General features: G+C 55.5%; 16 protein-coding genes. 13 read left to right on the plus strand and 3 right to left on the minus strand.

The features are described 5' to 3' along the window. Positions 1–108 precede the first annotated feature (108 nt). Together KO499_RS09865 and KO499_RS09870 are read right to left on the minus strand one after the other, a co-directional pair. Positions 109–1401, minus strand: a complete 1293-nt coding sequence (locus KO499_RS09865; protein WP_215983571.1) for an HlyC/CorC family transporter — start codon at positions 1399–1401, stop codon at positions 109–111. 85 nt (positions 1402–1486) lie between these two features. Further along, positions 1487–2293 carry a cytochrome C assembly family protein gene (locus tag KO499_RS09870; protein ID WP_215983572.1) on the minus strand — a complete coding sequence of 269 codons (807 nt, stop codon included), beginning with the start codon at positions 2291–2293 and terminating at the stop codon, positions 1487–1489. A 182-nt stretch (positions 2294–2475) separates the two neighbouring features. Here KO499_RS09870 and ffh point away from each other — a divergent pair, with 182 nt between their 5' ends. The 13 genes from ffh to ung all read left to right on the plus strand — a co-directional run bounded on the left by ffh (position 2476) and on the right by ung (position 15984). Further along, positions 2476–3864, plus strand: a complete 1389-nt coding sequence (gene ffh / locus KO499_RS09875) for a signal recognition particle protein (protein ID WP_215983573.1) — start codon at positions 2476–2478, stop codon at positions 3862–3864. Between the two features lie 163 nt (positions 3865–4027). Next, positions 4028–4267 (plus strand): 30S ribosomal protein S16, encoded by a 240-nt coding sequence (gene rpsP / locus KO499_RS09880; protein ID WP_215983574.1) that lies wholly within the window; start codon positions 4028–4030, stop codon positions 4265–4267. A 27-nt stretch (positions 4268–4294) separates the two neighbouring features. Continuing rightward, positions 4295–4822: a ribosome maturation factor RimM gene (gene rimM, locus KO499_RS09885; RefSeq protein ID WP_215983575.1), complete on the plus strand. Its 528-nt coding sequence runs from the start codon at positions 4295–4297 to the stop codon at positions 4820–4822. 3 nt (positions 4823–4825) lie between these two features. Beyond that, positions 4826–5572 (plus strand): tRNA (guanosine(37)-N1)-methyltransferase TrmD, encoded by a 747-nt coding sequence (trmD, locus tag KO499_RS09890; protein ID WP_215983576.1) that lies wholly within the window; start codon positions 4826–4828, stop codon positions 5570–5572. A 37-nt stretch (positions 5573–5609) separates the two neighbouring features. Beyond that, positions 5610–5966, plus strand: coding sequence for a 50S ribosomal protein L19 (gene rplS, locus KO499_RS09895; RefSeq protein WP_215983577.1), 357 nt, complete (start codon positions 5610–5612; stop codon positions 5964–5966). 109 nt (positions 5967–6075) lie between these two features. After that, positions 6076–6978, plus strand: a complete 903-nt coding sequence (gene xerD / locus KO499_RS09900) for a site-specific tyrosine recombinase XerD (protein ID WP_215983578.1) — start codon at positions 6076–6078, stop codon at positions 6976–6978. Between the two features lie 126 nt (positions 6979–7104). Continuing rightward, positions 7105–7836: a DsbC family protein gene (locus KO499_RS09905; protein WP_215983579.1), complete on the plus strand. Its 732-nt coding sequence runs from the start codon at positions 7105–7107 to the stop codon at positions 7834–7836. Between the two features lie 146 nt (positions 7837–7982). Then, on the plus strand, positions 7983–9284 hold the full coding sequence (locus tag KO499_RS09910) for a homoserine dehydrogenase (protein WP_215983580.1): 1302 nt from the start codon (positions 7983–7985) through the stop codon (positions 9282–9284). An 11-nt stretch (positions 9285–9295) separates the two neighbouring features. Beyond that, positions 9296–10696, plus strand: a complete 1401-nt coding sequence (gene thrC / locus KO499_RS09915; protein ID WP_215983581.1) for a threonine synthase — start codon at positions 9296–9298, stop codon at positions 10694–10696. A 6-nt stretch (positions 10697–10702) separates the two neighbouring features. Then, positions 10703–12436, plus strand: a complete 1734-nt coding sequence (recJ, locus tag KO499_RS09920; protein WP_215983582.1) for a single-stranded-DNA-specific exonuclease RecJ — start codon at positions 10703–10705, stop codon at positions 12434–12436. Between the two features lie 126 nt (positions 12437–12562). Further along, positions 12563–13658, plus strand: a protein-coding gene (gene prfB / locus KO499_RS09925; RefSeq protein WP_215983583.1) for a peptide chain release factor 2 whose coding sequence is annotated in 2 segments (ribosomal slippage) — positions 12563–12634 and positions 12636–13658 — 1095 coding nt in all. Because the reading frame shifts where the segments join, the coding sequence is not laid out codon by codon here. A 52-nt stretch (positions 13659–13710) separates the two neighbouring features. After that, positions 13711–15246, plus strand: coding sequence for a lysine--tRNA ligase (gene lysS, locus KO499_RS09930; RefSeq protein WP_215983584.1), 1536 nt, complete (start codon positions 13711–13713; stop codon positions 15244–15246). A gap of 3 nt (positions 15247–15249) precedes the next feature. After that, positions 15250–15984 (plus strand): uracil-DNA glycosylase, encoded by a 735-nt coding sequence (gene ung / locus KO499_RS09935; RefSeq protein WP_215983585.1) that lies wholly within the window; start codon positions 15250–15252, stop codon positions 15982–15984. An 82-nt stretch (positions 15985–16066) separates the two neighbouring features. On the opposite strand, the gene KO499_RS09940 is transcribed toward ung, so the two are convergent. After that, the gene (locus KO499_RS09940; RefSeq protein ID WP_215983586.1) at positions 16067–16900 is read right to left on the minus strand and encodes an HDOD domain-containing protein; all 834 of its coding nucleotides are present in this window, start codon (positions 16898–16900) and stop codon (positions 16067–16069) included. Between the last annotated feature and the right edge of the window lie 103 nt (positions 16901–17003).

Below are 17003 nucleotides of genomic sequence, written 5' to 3' on the forward strand. Positions count from 1 at the left end.
ACGGAGGATCACTGGGGGGCAAGCATGCGGTTAAATTTTAATCGTTCAAGGGCGGGCGGCGCTATAACAAAAGGGTCTATAGCGCCGGGAGATTTGGCGTGTCGGGCGTTAATGTGTGAGGTGCAGTGAGCGCTTTTTGCGCTTTTTCGGATGTACAATGGCTGCTTTCACAACATTGTCCTTGATCTGCAGTACCTCTACCCGGTGACCGTCCACTTTCAGGCAGACGTTGGTGTCAGGGATGTTCTCCAGAGTTTCGGTGATCAGGCCGTTGAGTGTTTTGGGGCCGTCGGTGGGGAGCTTCCATCCAAGCGTCTTGTTGATGGTTCGCACTGCGGCGGTGCCATCAATGATGAAGGTGCCATTATCCTGAGGGATGATGTCCGGGCTGGTCGCAGCGTAATCCGTTGTGAAGTCTCCCACGATTTCTTCGAGTATGTCTTCAAGTGTCGCCAGGCCGAGGACATCGCCATATTCGTCCACAACTATACCGAACCGGCGGCGACGCTTCTGGAAATTGATAAGCTGCGTATTCAAAGGAGTGCTTTCCGGGATGAAGTAAGGTTCCTGACAGAGCTGCATGATCATGGCCTTGTTAATCTCTTCCTGGAGGAGCAGTTTCGAGGCGCTTCTTAAATGCAGGGTGCCCTGAATGTTGTTGACGTCACCTTTGTAGACCGGCAGCCGGGTATGTTGGCTGCTGCGCAACTGCCGCAAAATCGTATCGGTGTCGTCGTCCAGATCGATGCCCACAACCTCGTTTCGGGGCACCATGATGTCGTTTACCGTCACCTTTTCGAGGTCCAGAATGCTGACCAGCATATCTTTGTGCTTGGCGGGTATCAGGGCGCCGGCCTCGTTGACCAGGGTTCTGAGTTCTTCCCGGCTGAGGTGGTCATTGGCCGCATCCTCGGCGGAAACGCCGAGCAGTTTCAGTATGCCGCTGGTGAACAGGTTGACCGCCCAGACAATGGGGTAGAGAAGTTTCAGCAGTGGCCCGAGTATGTAGCTTGCGGGGAAGGCAATTTTCTCGGGGAACAGCGCTGCAAGAGTTTTCGGGGTTACTTCAGCAAAGACCAGAATGACGATGGTCAAACCGACCGTTGCAATTGCAATTCCCGCATCGCCCCATATTTTCATGGCGATGACAGTTGCGATAGCGGAGGCAAAAATATTAACAAAATTGTTGCCGATCAGAATGACGCCGATCAGCTGGTCCGTGCGTTGCAGCAAACCCTGAGCCCGCTTGGCCCCTTTGTGGCCAGTTTTGGCCATATGTTTGAGGCGGTAGCGGTTGAGGGACATCATTCCGGTTTCTGAACTGGAGAAAAAGCCGGAGAGCAAGATCAGTGCTACGAGGAGCATAAACAGCGCTGTAAGCGATGTTTCGGGATCGTTCAAAAGAGGTGTCCTTGTATTGCTGGCAAGTATCGAAAATAGGGTTTGGGTGAGCTCTGTGTCAAGAGGCTACCGGCTGCTCGGGGTCTCAACCACCACGCTGGAATATGAGTTCCAGAACGAACTTGCTGCCATAAAATGCCAGCATCAGGAGCGCGCACCCTGCCAGAGTCCATCGGCTAGCGGTGATGCCGCGCCAGCCTTTTGTGTGCCGGCCAATCAGGAGCGCCACGAAAACCAGCAGGGACAGGAGCGAAAATAGTGTCTTGTGGGCAAGGTTCTGGGCAAACAGGTCATCTATAAAGAGGGCGCCGGTCACAATTGCCAGAATCAGCAGCACCACACCGGCCCAGACCATTTCAAACAGTAGCGATTCCATGGTCTGCAGGGGCGGCAGATTCCGAACCAGCAGGCTGTTGTAGTTGTGTTTCAGTTGTCGATTCTGAAAATAAAGAAGCACTGCCTGGATAGCAGCCAGAGTAAAGAGGCTGTAGGCTGTGACTGAAAGCGCGATATGAGAGAGCATCCCGTAACTTTGCTCGGATACCAGTCTGGAGGGGCCGTGCGCTACCAGGGCCAGGGTGATGGTAAGCCCGGCGAGCGGGTACACACCAAGAAACAGGCTTTGTACGGGCTTTTTGAGATTCAGTCCAAGCAGCAGGAAAACGATCAGCCAGGAAATCAGGATCGAGCTTTTGAAAAAGCTGAAGTCGAATCCGCCGTCATGGTAGACCGTCTGGCCAATGAGTAGTCCATGACTGGTAAGGGCGAGTACGCCAATAAGGGTGGTAATGGCGATGTTGCTTTGAACCCGGCCCCGAAAATGCAGGGCCTGCAGCGCTGTACCGACGCTGTAAAGAAAAAGGGCGGTGACCGCGAGAATCAGCGTTCCCATGACTTCCTTATTAACCACTGTTCTGACTGGGGATCGGCGCTGGTTTCAGCCGATTTGACCGGGTTGGTCGTTTCAGGGCGATAGTCTGGTTATAATGTCGCGATTATGCAACTGGAATCAAGGAGTCGTCGCTGGCTCTGTCGATTCACGCAATCAATTTATCCGGGGTACGGAAGAGCAACATGTTTGAAAACCTCCAAGACCGACTTTCCGGCAGTCTGCGCAAGATTTCCGGCCAGGCGCGCCTCACAGATGACAACATAAAAGAAACTCTCCGTGAAGTGCGGATGGCGCTGCTGGAGGCGGATGTCGCGCTGCCGGTGGTCAAAGACTTTGTTGAAGGTGTCCGCAATCGTGCCATCGGCCAGGAAGTCCAGCGCAGTCTGACGCCTGGTCAGGTGTTTGTGAAAGTGGTCCAGCAGGAGCTGGAGAGGGTAATGGGTGAGGGTAATGAGTCCCTTAACCTGAGTGTCCAGCCGCCGGCTGTGGTTATGATGGCCGGTCTCCAGGGTGCTGGTAAGACTACGACTGTCGCCAAGCTTTCCCGATTCCTCAAGGAACGTCAGAAGAAGTCCGTGCTGGTGGTGAGTGCGGACATCTATCGACCAGCAGCGATTCGTCAGTTGGAGACTCTTGCGGGTGAAGTCGGTGTTGAGTTCTTCCCGAGCAGCACCGACCAGGATCCGGTGGATATTGCCGAAGGGGCGATTGATGCGGCCAGGAAGAAGCACATTGATGTTGTGATTCTTGATACTGCAGGCCGCCTGCATGTCGATGAGCAGATGATGGGCGAGATCGGCAGGCTGCATAAGGCGGTCAATCCGGTTGAAACTCTGTTCGTGGTTGATGCCATGACCGGCCAGGATGCTGCGAATACCGCGAAAGCCTTTAATGACGCTTTGCCGCTCACGGGTGTGGTGCTGACGAAAACCGATGGCGACGCCAGGGGCGGTGCAGCTCTGTCGGTTCGTCACATTACCGGCAAGCCAATCAAGTTCCTGGGTGTGGGAGAGAAATCTGATGCCCTGGAGCCGTTTTACCCGGATCGAGTGGCTTCACGAATCCTTGGTATGGGTGATGTGCTCTCCCTGATCGAGGAAGCAGAGCGCAAGCTGGATCAGAAAAAAGCTCAGAAGCTCACCAAAAAGATCAAAAAAGGAAAGAGTTTTGATCTTGAGGATTTTCGCGATCAGTTGCAGCAAATGAAAAATATGGGCGGCATTGGTGGCTTGCTCGACAAGCTTCCGGGAATGGGGCAGATGGCCCAGGTGGCCCAGCAGCAGGTTAATGACAAGTCTATGGGGCAGATGGAGGCCATTATCTGCTCAATGACACCGAAGGAGCGGCGTTACCCTGATGTGATCAACAATTCCCGTAAACGTCGGATTGCCACCGGGTCGGGCACCCAGATACAGGACGTGAATCGCCTGCTGAAGCAGCACAAGCAGATGCAGAAAATGATGAAAAAGTTTGGCAAGAAAGGCGGTATGGCGAATATGATGCGCGGCATGGGAGGCATGATGCCACCTGGCGGCGGAGGCGGCGGAATGCCCCCGTTTGGCCGTATGTAAAAAGCCTTACATGGAAATCAGTGAAACAACTGGTTTTGCTGTTTTCTTTGGCGTTTATTTAGCATAGAATAGCGCCCCTTTCGAGTATGGGTCTTCGTGTCAGCTGGTGTTCAGCAGGCATGAATCGTACAAAGTTCGTACAACAGAACAGGATATTGGTTAAATGGTAACAATCCGTTTGGCTCGTGGCGGCTCTAAGAAGCGCCCGTTCTACCATCTGACAGTCACCGACAGCCGCAAATCTCGCGACGGTCGTTTTATTGAGCGTGTTGGTTTCTTCAACCCGATTGCCCGCGGACAGGAAGAGCGTCTGCGTGTTGATCGTGATCGTGTCGAGTTCTGGCTCGGTCAGGGTGCACAGACCAGTGATCGCGTTGCGCAGCTGCTTAAGGGCGCTGAGTAAGTTAGTACTGACCCCGGGGTTGATGGCATGACACAGAATTCGCAGGAAACTGTGATCGGCCGGATTACCTCGGTGTTTGGGGTTAAGGGGTGGCTGAAGGTTTTCTCCTTCACCGATCCCAAGGAAGGAATTCTCGACTATCCGGACTGGACTCTCGATCTGGATGGTAAGCGTATTCCGGCCAAGCTTGAGGAAGGTCGCCGCCAAGGGCAGGGGATCGTCGTCAGGTTGAAAGGTATTAATGACCGTGATCTGGCACGCACATACTGTGGTGCTGAAGTCAGGGTATCTACCTCTGAGTTACCTGAGCTCCCTGATGGGGAGTATTACTGGTTTCAGTTGGAAGGCCTTGATGTGTTCACGGTCGAAGATGAGTGTCTTGGTAAAGTGCATCATCTTCTTGAAACCGGATCAAACGATGTTCTGGTGGTGCAGGCGACTGTCGGCTCCATTGATCAGCGTGAGCGTCTGATTCCTTATCTGCCAGGCGAAGTGGTTCAAGATGTTGATCTTGAAGCAAAGCGGGTGGTAGTGGACTGGGATCCGGAGTTTTAACGGGTGTGGATTGGCGCAGTCAGTCTGTTCCCGGAAATGTTCAGTGCGGTGACGGATTACGGGATTACGAGCAGGGCAGTTCGTGATGGTCTTCTGACCTTCCAGAGCTGGAATCCCCGCGAGTTTACTCAAGACCGGCATCGTACGGTGGATGACAGGCCTTATGGTGGTGGCCCTGGAATGCTGATGAAAATTCAGCCCCTCAGGGACGCAATCCATGCGGCAAAAGAGGCAGCACCCGGAAACCCCTGTGTGGTTTACCTCTCGCCACAAGGTGAGGCGCTGAATCAGTCTGTTGTCGAGTCGCTTGCTGCCGAGCAGCAGTTGATTCTGGTGGCAGGCCGGTACGAGGGTGTTGATGAGCGCCTGATAACGGCGGAAGTTGATCGGGAAGTGTCACTGGGAGATTTTGTGCTATCCGGTGGCGAGCTTGCAGCGATGGCTGTTATCGACGCAGTTACGCGCCTCATCCCCGGAGCGCTGGGTCATGCGCAGTCGGCTGAGCAGGATTCTTTCGCCGACGGTTTGCTGGATTGTCCGCACTACACCCGGCCAGAAGTATATGAAGGTCAGGCGGTGCCGGATGTTTTATTGGGCGGTCACCATGATCAGATCCGGCGTTGGCGGCTGAAGCAGTCGCTGAGGCGAACCCGGGAGCGGCGCCCCGACCTGCTTGCAAAGCGGGTGTTTACGGACGAAGAGCGTGAGCTGCTGGAAGAGATTTTGAACGAACCGGGTGCCTCTGAATGATCAGGGCATTAACAGATTGGGTATCAGGAGCATTACGATGAGCGGCAAGAACAACATCATCAGTCAACTTGAAGCAGAACAGATGACCAAGGAAATCCCTGCGTTCGCGCCGGGTGATACCGTGGTCGTACAGGTTCGCGTAACCGAGGGTAACCGTGAGCGTCTTCAGGCGTTCGAGGGTGTTGTCATCGGCAAGCGTAACCGTGGCATGAACTCCTCTTTCACCGTGCGTAAGATCTCTTACGGCGTTGGCGTTGAGCGTACTTTCCAGAGCTTCTCCAAGCTTATTGACAGCGTCAGCGTGAAGCGCCGCGGCGATGTTCGTCAGGCCAAGCTTTACTACCTGCGCGATCTGTCTGGCAAGGCAGCTCGTATCAAGGAAAAGCTGGGCTGATCAGCAATACGCTGGACAGCAGGCAGAAAAAGGCAGCCCATGGCTGCCTTTTTTGTGTCTGACGTTCCGATATTCCTGGTGTGGGGCATTTGCAGTTTGAGGGCTTGCCATGAGAGCGGAAGACGAGTCAGTCGTTGTTCGGTTCGTTGATGCCATCTGGCTTGAAGACGGACTAGGCGAGAAGACACGGCAGGCTTACCGGAGCGATTTGTCCCGATTGTCGGAATGGTTGGAGGGGCAGCCTGGCAGCCCGGTGCTGACAAAAGTTCGCCGAACCGACCTCCTGGCCTGGATGTCCCGGGGACTGGCGGACGGGATCAAAAGCTCCACGGCGGCAAGGCGGTTGTCCGGGCTTCGTCGCTTCTACCGTTATCTGCTGCGCGAAGGACTGATAGCCGAGGATCCAACTCTGCGGATTGATAGTCCAAAATTACCTCGTCGTCTTCCGGACTCGTTGACGGAAGAAGAGGTGGATGCGCTGCTCTCTGAGCCAGATCCGGATGTTGCCATTGAGCTGCGCGATAAAGCCATGCTGGAGATTCTGTATGGTTGTGGCTTGCGGGTCTCCGAACTGACAGAGTTGCGTGTTGATCAGGTGAATCTGCGCCAGGGCGTGGTTCGGATTACCGGTAAGGGAGATAAAGAGCGGCTGGTTCCCTTGGGCGAAGAGGCTGTGGACTGGCTGCTCAAGTATATGAAGGACGGGCGGCCGGAACTTCTGAAGGGGCGGTCCTGCAATGCGCTGTTCCCGGGAAACCGGGCAGCGGCCATGACGCGCCAGACCTTCTGGCATCGGATCCGGCACTATGCCGTGCGGGTAGGGATCAGGAAGCACCTGTCTCCGCACACCCTTCGGCATGCGTTTGCCACGCACCTTCTCAATCATGGGGCGGACCTGCGCGTTGTACAGATGTTGCTGGGGCATTCGGACTTGTCGACCACCCAGATCTATACCCATGTGGCGCGTCAGCGCCTCCAGTCGCTGCATCAGGCTCACCACCCAAGGGGGTGAGTGGCCGGCGACTTGTGCGCGCGCGTGAACTTTCTTATTGCGTGCTTGTCGCATTGAATTGATTCCCGCTCTGTGGCAATACTGCCAGGGTTGTTTAACTGCTGACTGAAAAGGTTATTTCCCAGAATGAATATTAAACATGTGGTTTTGGCGCTTGGTTTCGCTGTCGGCTCTTTCAGCGTGGTGAATGTCAGTGCTGGCGAAGTCGAAGATCAGATTTCCGAGCGACTGACCCAGGCAGTCCCGGGCCTTGAGGTGGTATCGGTAAAAGAGTCCGAAGCCAAGGGGCTGTATGAAGTCCTTAGCAGTAAGGGGGACACGATTTACACAACCGACGACGGTCAGTATCTATTGACGGGGGATCTTTTGAAGGTTACCGATCAGGGTATCACCAATGTCACCGAAGCGGCCCGAGCTGAGGCCCGTCGCGAGATGATATCGGAGTATGATACCAGCAGGATCATCAGGTTCCCCGCCGAGAATGAGAAGGCGGTCATCAGCGTGTTTACAGACATTGACTGCCCCTACTGCCGCAAACTGCATGATGAGGTGTCGGAACTCAACGACTATGGCATCACCGTCGATTATTATGCCTTCCCTCGCTCCGGCCCGAATACTGCGTCTTTCCGTAAGTACGAATCGGTCTGGTGTGCTGATGATCAGCAGGCTGCGATGGATGCCGCCAAAGGTGGTCGAAGCGTTGATGATGCAAGCTGTAATAATCCGGTGGGAGAGCAATTCGAGCTGGGTGGCCGGGTTGGCGTAACCGGTACTCCGGCCATCGTGCTGGAAGATGGCAACATGGTACGGGGTTATGTTCCTGCGCAGCGTCTGGCCGAGGGTCTTGGTCTGCTCTGATAGCCTGTCGGAGTAGTCGCCCAAGCTGAGATACCAGGTATTTTCGATGGATCCGATTCAGGGCTTATTCACTGAGGTCTGAATCGGTATACTATGCGCCGCCTAATATAATTCATCAGCACCCCTTCGGGATCAGAGGTGAGAGTTTGAAAGACGTCAGTGTCGGAATCTGCGGATTGGGAACCGTCGGCGGCGGGACCTTTAATGTGTTGACCCGCAACGCACGGCTGATTGCCGGCCGGGCCGGATGCAATATTCGGATTGCCCGGGTTGCCAGCCGGCGTGCTCGCGACGATATGGACCTGGGAAATGTGCCTTTCAGCACTGACCTCTACGATGTGGTGAATGACCCGGAAATCGACATTGTGGTTGAGCTCATCGGTGGCTACGACGTGGCCCGGGAGTTGGTGCTCGCAGCGATCCGCAATGGCAAACACGTGGTTACTGCCAACAAAGCGTTGATTGCGGTTCACGGCAATGAAATTTTCGAGGCGGCTGAAAAAGCGGGTGTAGTGGTGGCCTACGAAGCGGGTGTTGCCGGTGGTATCCCGGTGATCAAGGCCGTTCGTGAGGGGATGGCTGCAAACCGTATTGACTGGATCGCCGGTATTATTAACGGCACCGGGAACTACATTCTGACCGAAATGCGCGCCGGACGAGAGTTTTCCGAAGTCCTCAAAGAAGCGCAGGATCTCGGTTATGCCGAAGCAGACCCGACGTTTGACGTGGAGGGCATTGATGCCGCCCACAAATTGACCATTCTGGCTTCGGCCGGTTTTGGTGTACCTCTGCAGTTTGAAAAGGGCTTTACTGAAGGCATATCAAAGATCACACCTCACGATATTGCTCATGCCGAGTTGTTGGGGTATCGCATCAAACACCTGGGTATTGCCCGTCGTCGGGATGACGGAATTGAGCTCCGTGTCCACCCGACTCTGGTGCCACGCAGTCATCTGATTGCCCAGGTTGATGGCGTCCTGAACGCTGTCCTGGTGGATGGTGATGCCGTAGGCCAAACCATGTACTACGGTCCTGGCGCGGGGGATGAGGCCACAGCGTCGGCTGTTATTGCTGACATTGTGGATGCAGCCCGTGCCGTGGCTAGTGAAAGCAACCTCCGTGTTCCGTACCTCGGGTTTTTACCCGATGCGATGGAAGACCTGAGTGTGCTGTCCATGGAAGACATTCAGTCCGCCTATTACTTGCGCATCACTGCACTTGACCGTCCAGGTGTTCTGGCCAAGATTGCTTCGATTCTGAGCGAGCACGGCATCAATATTGAGTCGATCATGCAGAAGGAATCGGAGCTGAAAGACGGTCGTATTCCGGTAATTATCCTGACTCATACGGTTCAGGAACGACAGATCAACCGTGCGATCGAGGAGCTGGAAGCCATGTCCGATACCGATGGCAAGGTTGTTCGAATCCGCGCTGAAAACTTTAACTGACAGGTGCGCACGTGAGATACATCAGCACGCGGGGCGAAGCACCCGCACTGGGTTTTGAGGATGTTTTGCTGACCGGACTGGCTACAGACGGCGGCCTTTACGTTCCCGAATCCCTGCCACACTTCAGTCTCGAAGAGATCCGGAGCTGGCGGGGGCTCTCTTACAGTGAGCTGGCTTTCAACGTCATGCATCCGTTTGTTGATGACGCCGTGCCGGCAGACGATTTCCGCAAAATGCTGGACGAGACCTATTCGGTCTTTGCCCACAAAGCTGTAGCCCCGCTGGTTCAGCTGGATACCAACGAATGGGTGATGGAGTTGTTCCGTGGCCCGACTCTGGCATTCAAGGACTTCGCCCTTCAGCTGTTGGGGCGTCTGCTGGACTACGTGCTGGAAAAACGCAAGCAGCATGTTGTGATCATGGGCGCTACCTCCGGTGATACCGGCTCGGCTGCTATTGAAGGCTGTCGACGATGCGAGCATGTGGACATTTTCATTCTGCATCCGCATCAGCGGGTATCGGAAGTCCAGCGCCGTCAGATGACCACTGTCCAGGGCGACAACATTCATAACATTGCTGTACGTGGCAACTTCGATGATTGTCAGCGCATGGTGAAGGAGAGCTTTGGCGACCAGTCCTTCCTGGGTGGCAAAACCCAGCTGGCAGCCGTGAACTCCATCAACTGGGCCCGGATCATGGCCCAGATTGTTTACTATTTCCATGCCTCCCTGGCGCTTGGTGGTCCGGATCGAAGCATGGCATTCTCGGTTCCCACCGGGAACTTTGGTGACATCTTTGCCGGCTATCTGGCCAAAAAAATGGGTCTGCCTATCTCCCAGCTGGTCATTGCCACCAACCGTAACGATATCCTGCATCGTTTCATGAGCGGCAACAAATACGAACAGCACCAGCTGGAGCATACGCTGTCACCAAGCATGGATATCATGGTGTCCAGCAACTTTGAGCGCCTGCTGTTTGATCTGCATGGACGAGATGGGCTGGCGGTGAAAACCCTGCTGGAGAATGCCGCCAAGGGGCCGGTCAGTATCGAGGATTACCGCTGGAAGCACGCACGCAAGCTGTTCGACAGTGATGCGGTGGATGACAAGGGCACCTGCGATACCATTCGTGAGATCTATGAGCAGAACGAATATCTTCTGGATCCTCACACTGCCATCGGGGTTCGCGCTGCGCGCAACTGTCGCCGCGACCAGGCGGTGCCGATGATTACTCTGGGTACCGCACACCCGGCCAAATTCCCGGATGCCGTGGCTGAATCCGGCCTGAGTGTGAAGCCTCCTCTTCCGGCCCATATGGCTGACCTGTTTGAGCGAGAGGAACGCTGCACCGTGCTGGATAACAATATTGCCGGTGTGCAGGAGTTTATCGCCAAGCACTGGAAAAACGCCTGATCGGGTATGACACCAAAAAAGATCCTGCGTCGCCCCCAGTCCGAGACACTCCCGGGCTGGGGGCAAGACCTGCCTCCCTTGCTTCGCCGCCTTTACGCTGCCCGTGGCGTTACGTCAGATGAGCAGCTGAGCTACACCCTGAAACACCTGGCCTCGCCCATGTCGCTTCGCGGCATCGATCGGGCTGTCGAGCTGCTTTGTGACGCGATTGACCAGCAACAGACGGTCCTTGTGCTCGGAGATTTTGACGCCGATGGAGCGACCAGCACAGCGGTAGCCATGCTTGGTCTTTCAATGCTTGGCCTGCAGAGTATTGATTTTCGCGTTCCCAGCCGGTTTGCAGACGGTTACGGCCTGACCCCGGGCATTATTGAGCGCCTGCGTGATGAAGGTCAGCTTCCCGACCTGATGGTTACGGTTGATAACGGCATATCCGCTGTTGAGGGCGTCCGAGCCGCCAAAGAACTTGGTGTGAAAGTGGTGGTGACGGATCACCACCTCGCCGGTGAAGAGCTGCCGGACGCCGATGCCATCGTTAATCCCAACCAGCCTGACTGCCCCTTTCTGAGCAAGAACGCCGCGGGTGTTGGCGTCATGTTTTATGTGCTCACGGCGCTTCGCAAGCGGCTCAGGGAAACCGGTCGTTTGCCTGAGCCGGAACCGAATCTGGGGAGTCTGCTTGATCTGGTAGCGTTGGGGACAGTCGCCGATGTGGTTCCCCTGGATCACAATAATCGCATTTTTGTGGAGCAGGGCCTGCGACGGATACGTCAGGGCCAGGCGCGCCCGGGCATTCTGGCCTTGCTGGATGTTGCTGGCCGGGATCATGGCACCATCAGCTCCACCGATCTCGGATTTGTTGTTGGACCTCGTCTGAATGCAGCCGGCCGGCTTGATGACATGAGTATAGGCATCGCGTGTCTGCTGGCAGACAGCCCGGATGAGGCCGGGCGCCTGGCCAGGGAGCTCGATACGTTTAACCGCGAACGCCGGACCATTGAAAAAGACATGAAGGCTCAGGCTCAGGATCTTCTGGCCTCCATGTCTCTGGATCTTGAAGGTCTGCCCTGGGGGCTGGCCCTGTTTGATCCAGACTGGCACCAGGGTGTCATCGGTATTCTTGCGGCCCGTATTCGTGAGCAAACGCACAGGCCAACCATTGCATTTGCTCCGGACGATAATGGCGAAGACATCAAGGGCTCTGCCCGCTCCATCCCGGGTTTGCATATCCGGGATGTACTGGCGGTGGTTGATTCCCGCCATCCCGGCATCATGAAAAAGTTTGGTGGCCACGCCATGGCTGCCGGCATGACTCTCGCCAAAGCCGATCTGGATGCCTTTTCTGATGCCTTCGATCACGCCGTTCGCGATGCTTTGTCGGCCGAGGATCTGGAGGCGGCGATCACAACCGACGGGCCTCTGGGTGCAGGCGAGCTTTCCCTGGATACTGCGGCACTGCTCAAGCGCGCCGGCCCCTGGGGGCAGCATTTCCCGGAGCCGTTGTTCGATGGCGAATTTCGGGTGGTGAGTCAGCGAATTGTGGGAGAAAATCACCTGAAGCTGGTGCTTCAGCCGTTTGACGGTGGTGGCATTATCGATGGCATCGCCTTCAACACAGGTCCGGAAGTGCCCGACTTCACCCGAACCGGGGCCCGGGTGGTATACAAACCGGATGCCAATACCTTTCGTGGACGTACCAATCTACAGTTGCTGATTGATTACCTTGAGCCGCTGGCCTGATATCTTTGGATTGGTTGGCCGGCCCGCGGCTTCCTTTGAAAACCCGCAGGCTGATTTACAAACCGATTTCCGGTAGAATTTCGCCTCTGTTTTTACTCTCCATTTTCAAGAACGAGTAAGGGTTTCATGGAAATTAATCCCATTGTGACGAAGATTAAAGAGCTTCGTGAGCGCACTGAAGCGCTCAGGGGGTATCTTTGACTATGATCAGCGCAGTGAGCGCCTGACCGAAGTTGAGCGTGAACTGGAGCAGCCAAGTGTCTGGGATGACCCGGAACGGGCTCAGGCTCTGGGAAAAGAGCGCGCGGATCTTGAACTGATCGTCAAGACCATCGACAACCTCACCTCCGGCCTCGAAGATGCCGAAGGTCTGCTGGATATCGCCGCAGAAGAAGAGGATGAGGGTACGGTAGCCGAAATCGAATCAGACCTCGAAGGTCTTGATAAAGATCTCGAAAAGCTCGAATTCCGCCGAATGTTCTCCGGCGAAATGGACGCTAACAATGCCTACCTGGATATTCAGGCTGGCTCCGGAGGTACCGAAGCCCAGGATTGGGGCAATATGCTTCTGCGTATGTACCTGCGCTGGGCCGAGCGTCGGGGTTTCAAGGCCGAAATTGTCGAACTGATGGAAGGTGAAGTGGCAGGCATCAAGAGCGCCACCATTCACATTCAGGGCGACTATGCCTTTGGGTGGCTAAGGACTGAAACCGGCGTTCACCGGTTGGTTCGTAAGTCTCCGTTTGATTCCGGTAACCGTCGCCACACGTCTTTCTCATCGGTGTTCGTGTCGCCAGAAGTGGATGACAGCTTTGAGATTGAAATCAATCCGGCAGATTTGCGGGTGGATGTCTACCGTGCTTCCGGCGCCGGTGGTCAGCACGTTAACCGGACCGAGTCAGCGGTGCGCCTGACTCATAACCCCACCGGCATTGTTGTGGCCTGTCAGGCTGGTCGAAGCCAGCATCAGAACAAGGACCAGGCCATGAAGCAGCTGAAGGCGAAGCTGTTCGAGCGCGAAATGCAGGAACGTAACGCCGAGAAGCAGAAAGCCGAGGATGCCAAGGCCGATATCGGTTGGGGCAGCCAGATTCGCTCTTATGTGCTGGATGACAGCCGCATAAAGGATCTGCGCACCAAGGTCGAAACCAGTAATACGCAGTCGGTGCTGGATGGTGATATTGACAAGTTCATCGAAGCCAGCCTGAAGATGGCGCTGTAATCAGCGCCTTTGCCACGCTAACCCGGACAACCCCGATTCCTAGTGAGCCAAAATGACTGATCAAACTCAGAATGCCACACAGCATGAGGACAACAAGCTGATTGCCGAGCGCCGCGCCAAATTGTCAGAGATGCGCGATCAGGGCAATGCCTTCCCCAACGACTTCCGTCGTGACGCCACCGCCGCCGAGCTTCAGGCGGAGTATGGTGATAAGACCAAGGAAGAGCTGGAGTCCCTGGGCATTAAAGTGGCCATTTCCGGTCGTATGATGCTTGACCGAAAGGCATTCAAGGTGGTTCAGGACATGACGGGCCGGATCCAGATTTATGCGTCCAAGGATGTTCAGAAAGACACCAGACACTGGGATCTCGGTGACATTGTGGGTGTCCGGGGGACCCTGTCTAAATCCGGTAAGGGTGACCTGTATGTCACCATGGACGAGTATGTACTTCTGACCAAGTCCCTGCGCCCGCTTCCAGAAAAGCACAAAGGCCTCACGGACACCGAAGCCCGTTACCGCCATCGTTACGTAGACCTGATGGTGAACGAAGACAGTCGCCGGGTGTTCTACGCGCGCTCGAAAATCATCAGTACGATGCGCCAGTACTTCACCGACCGTGACTTTATGGAAGTCGAAACCCCGATGCTTCAGGTGATTCCCGGGGGGGCTACCGCGCGCCCGTTCGTGACCCACCACAACGCTCTGGGCATCGATATGTACCTGCGTATCGCGCCAGAACTGTTCCTGAAGCGCCTGGTGGTTGGTGGTTTTGAGCGGGTGTTCGAAATCAACCGGAACTTCCGCAATGAGGGGCTTTCCACCCGTCATAATCCGGAATTCACCATGGTTGAGTTCTACCAGGCCTACGCGGACTATAACGATCTGATGGATCTTACCGAGGATATGCTCAGAACAATCACCGAGAAGGTGCTGGGCACGACCACGGTCGTCAATACCCGGACTCTGGCCGATGGCACTGAAGAATCCATCGAGTATGATTTTGGCAAACCCTTCGAACGCCTGACCGTAGTGGATGCCATCCTGCGCTACAATCCGGATATCAAACCGGAACAGCTTGCAGACGACGCCAGTGCCCGTCAGGTAGCGAAGGACCTGGGCATTCATCTGAAGGATGGCTGGGGCCTGGGTAAGGTGCAGATTGAGATTTTCGAGGCGACCGCTGAACATCGCCTGATGCAACCGACGTTTATTACCGAATACCCGAAAGAAGTGTCGCCCCTGGCACGCTGCAAAGACAGCAATCCATTCGTTACCGAACGCTTCGAGTTCTTTGTCGGTGGCCGCGAGATTGCCAATGGCTTTTCGGAGCTGAACGACGCGGAAGACCAGGCGGAACGTTTCCAGGCTCAGGTGGCAGAGAAAGACGCCGGCGACGACGAAGCCATGTTTTACGATGAAGACTACGTGATGGCCCTTGAATACGGGTTGCCGCCGACAGCTGGTGAAGGTATCGGCATCGACCGCCTGGCCATGCTGTTGACCGATTCGCAATCAATCCGCGACGTTATCCTGTTCCCGGCTATGCGCCCTGAGCACAAAGCCGATAACCGGAAAGACGAGGACTGATCCATGACCCCGGTTGAGGTTCTGGCCGGCCAGCTCCGCTCCGACCGGGGCTGGAGCGACTATCTCGCGCAGGAATTCCGGCAGCCCTATATGCAGGGCCTGGCGGAATTTCTTGCCGACGAGGAACAGGCCGGCAAGGTCCTTTTTCCTGCCAGTCACCATTGTTTCAATGCCCTGAACAGCACACCGCTGGATAAGGTAAGGGTGGTTATTCTCGGGCAGGACCCCTACCACGGTCCCGGCCAGGCCCACGGCCTGTGCTTCTCCGTGCGACCGAGCGTCGCGCCCCCTCCTTCACTGGTCAATATCTTCAAGGAAATCCAGGGCGACCTGGGTATTGCTCCACCAGACCATGGCTGCCTGCAACCCTGGGCGGAGCAGGGCGTGCTTCTGCTCAACAGCGTCATGACCGTTGTTCAGGGGCAAGCCGGCGCCCATCAGGGCAAAGGATGGGAAATCTTCACCGACAAAGTGATCGAAACGATCAATCGGGAACGGGAAGGGGTGGTGTTCCTGCTTTGGGGGAGTTATGCCAGAAAGAAAGGGCAGCACATCGACCGAAGCAAACATCTGGTTCTGGAAGGGCCTCATCCGTCGCCGTTGAGCGCTTACCGGGGCTTCTTTGGTTGCAAACACTTCTCGAAAGCAAACGACTGGTTGCAGCAGCAGGGAAAGCCCGAGGTTAAGTGGCAGTTGCCCAGAAAAGCTGAACTGATCGAGAGATACAAGCAAGATTGAAAGGGGAGTCAGTAGGCTTCGGGATGGGAGCCTGACTCCGCTCTGAAGGCCGGCGGCCAGACTCCCGAACGCAAAAAATGTATTACTGCAGCAACGCCATGGCCGCTTCCATCTGAGCGTTCAGATCCTCTTCCTCGCTCATGTCAATATTCGGATCCAGGCCAAGACGGTCAAAGGCTGAAATCCTGGTCCAGTCCATCTCGTTCCAGGGATGTTCTGAGCCCGCACCCAGTTGCAGATTGGCCACCATTACCAGATCCGCGTAATCGGCCGTCGGCACGTCTCTGCTGAAGTTGGTAAACTCCTGGGGAACATTCTGCAATTCCTTCGGGAAGTCCCATGTCTTGAGGATGGTCGCCCCAATCTTCGGGTGAAGCTCATCAATGACATTGTCCAGCATGATGCTGCTGATCTGGATATCCTGGTCTTCCACATAGCGCAGGATTGGCAGCACACCGATGAGATGAACCAGGCCTGCGAGGGTAGCTTGGTCCGGCTTGAGCCTGGTGTAGTGTTGAGCCAGAACATGGCACACACCGGCGACTTCCGTGCTGGTCTGCCAGGTGGCTCGCATACGCGTGTCGATCATGTCGGAAGTGGCCTGGAACATCTGCTCCATGGCCAGACCCATGGCCAGATTGCTGGTGTAGGCCATGCCCAGCCTGCTTACGGCCATGTTCAGGTTTTCAATGGCACGGCTACCGCGAAACAGCGGACTGTTGGTCACGCGGATGATGCGAGCCGAGAGAGCCGTATCGTTACTGATGACCTTCACCAGGTCGGCGATCGAAGAATCCTCGGACTGCGCAATATCTCTGACCTGAAGGGCAACCTCTGGGAGCGTGGGCAGCACCAGCTTGTCATTCTCGATGGCAGTGTTGAGATCGGCTTTGATGGTTTCGACAATATTCGACATGGTCTGTAAAGGTCCGCGTGTAGGTTCCGGCTAATGACCACAGCTTCCGTGGTGCTACCAGAAATATCAACTATGTGGGCTACTGCTTAGCAAAATAGCAAAT

Source organism: Marinobacter sp. F3R08, from assembly GCF_018860425.1.
GTDB lineage: Bacteria > Pseudomonadota > Gammaproteobacteria > Pseudomonadales > Oleiphilaceae > Marinobacter.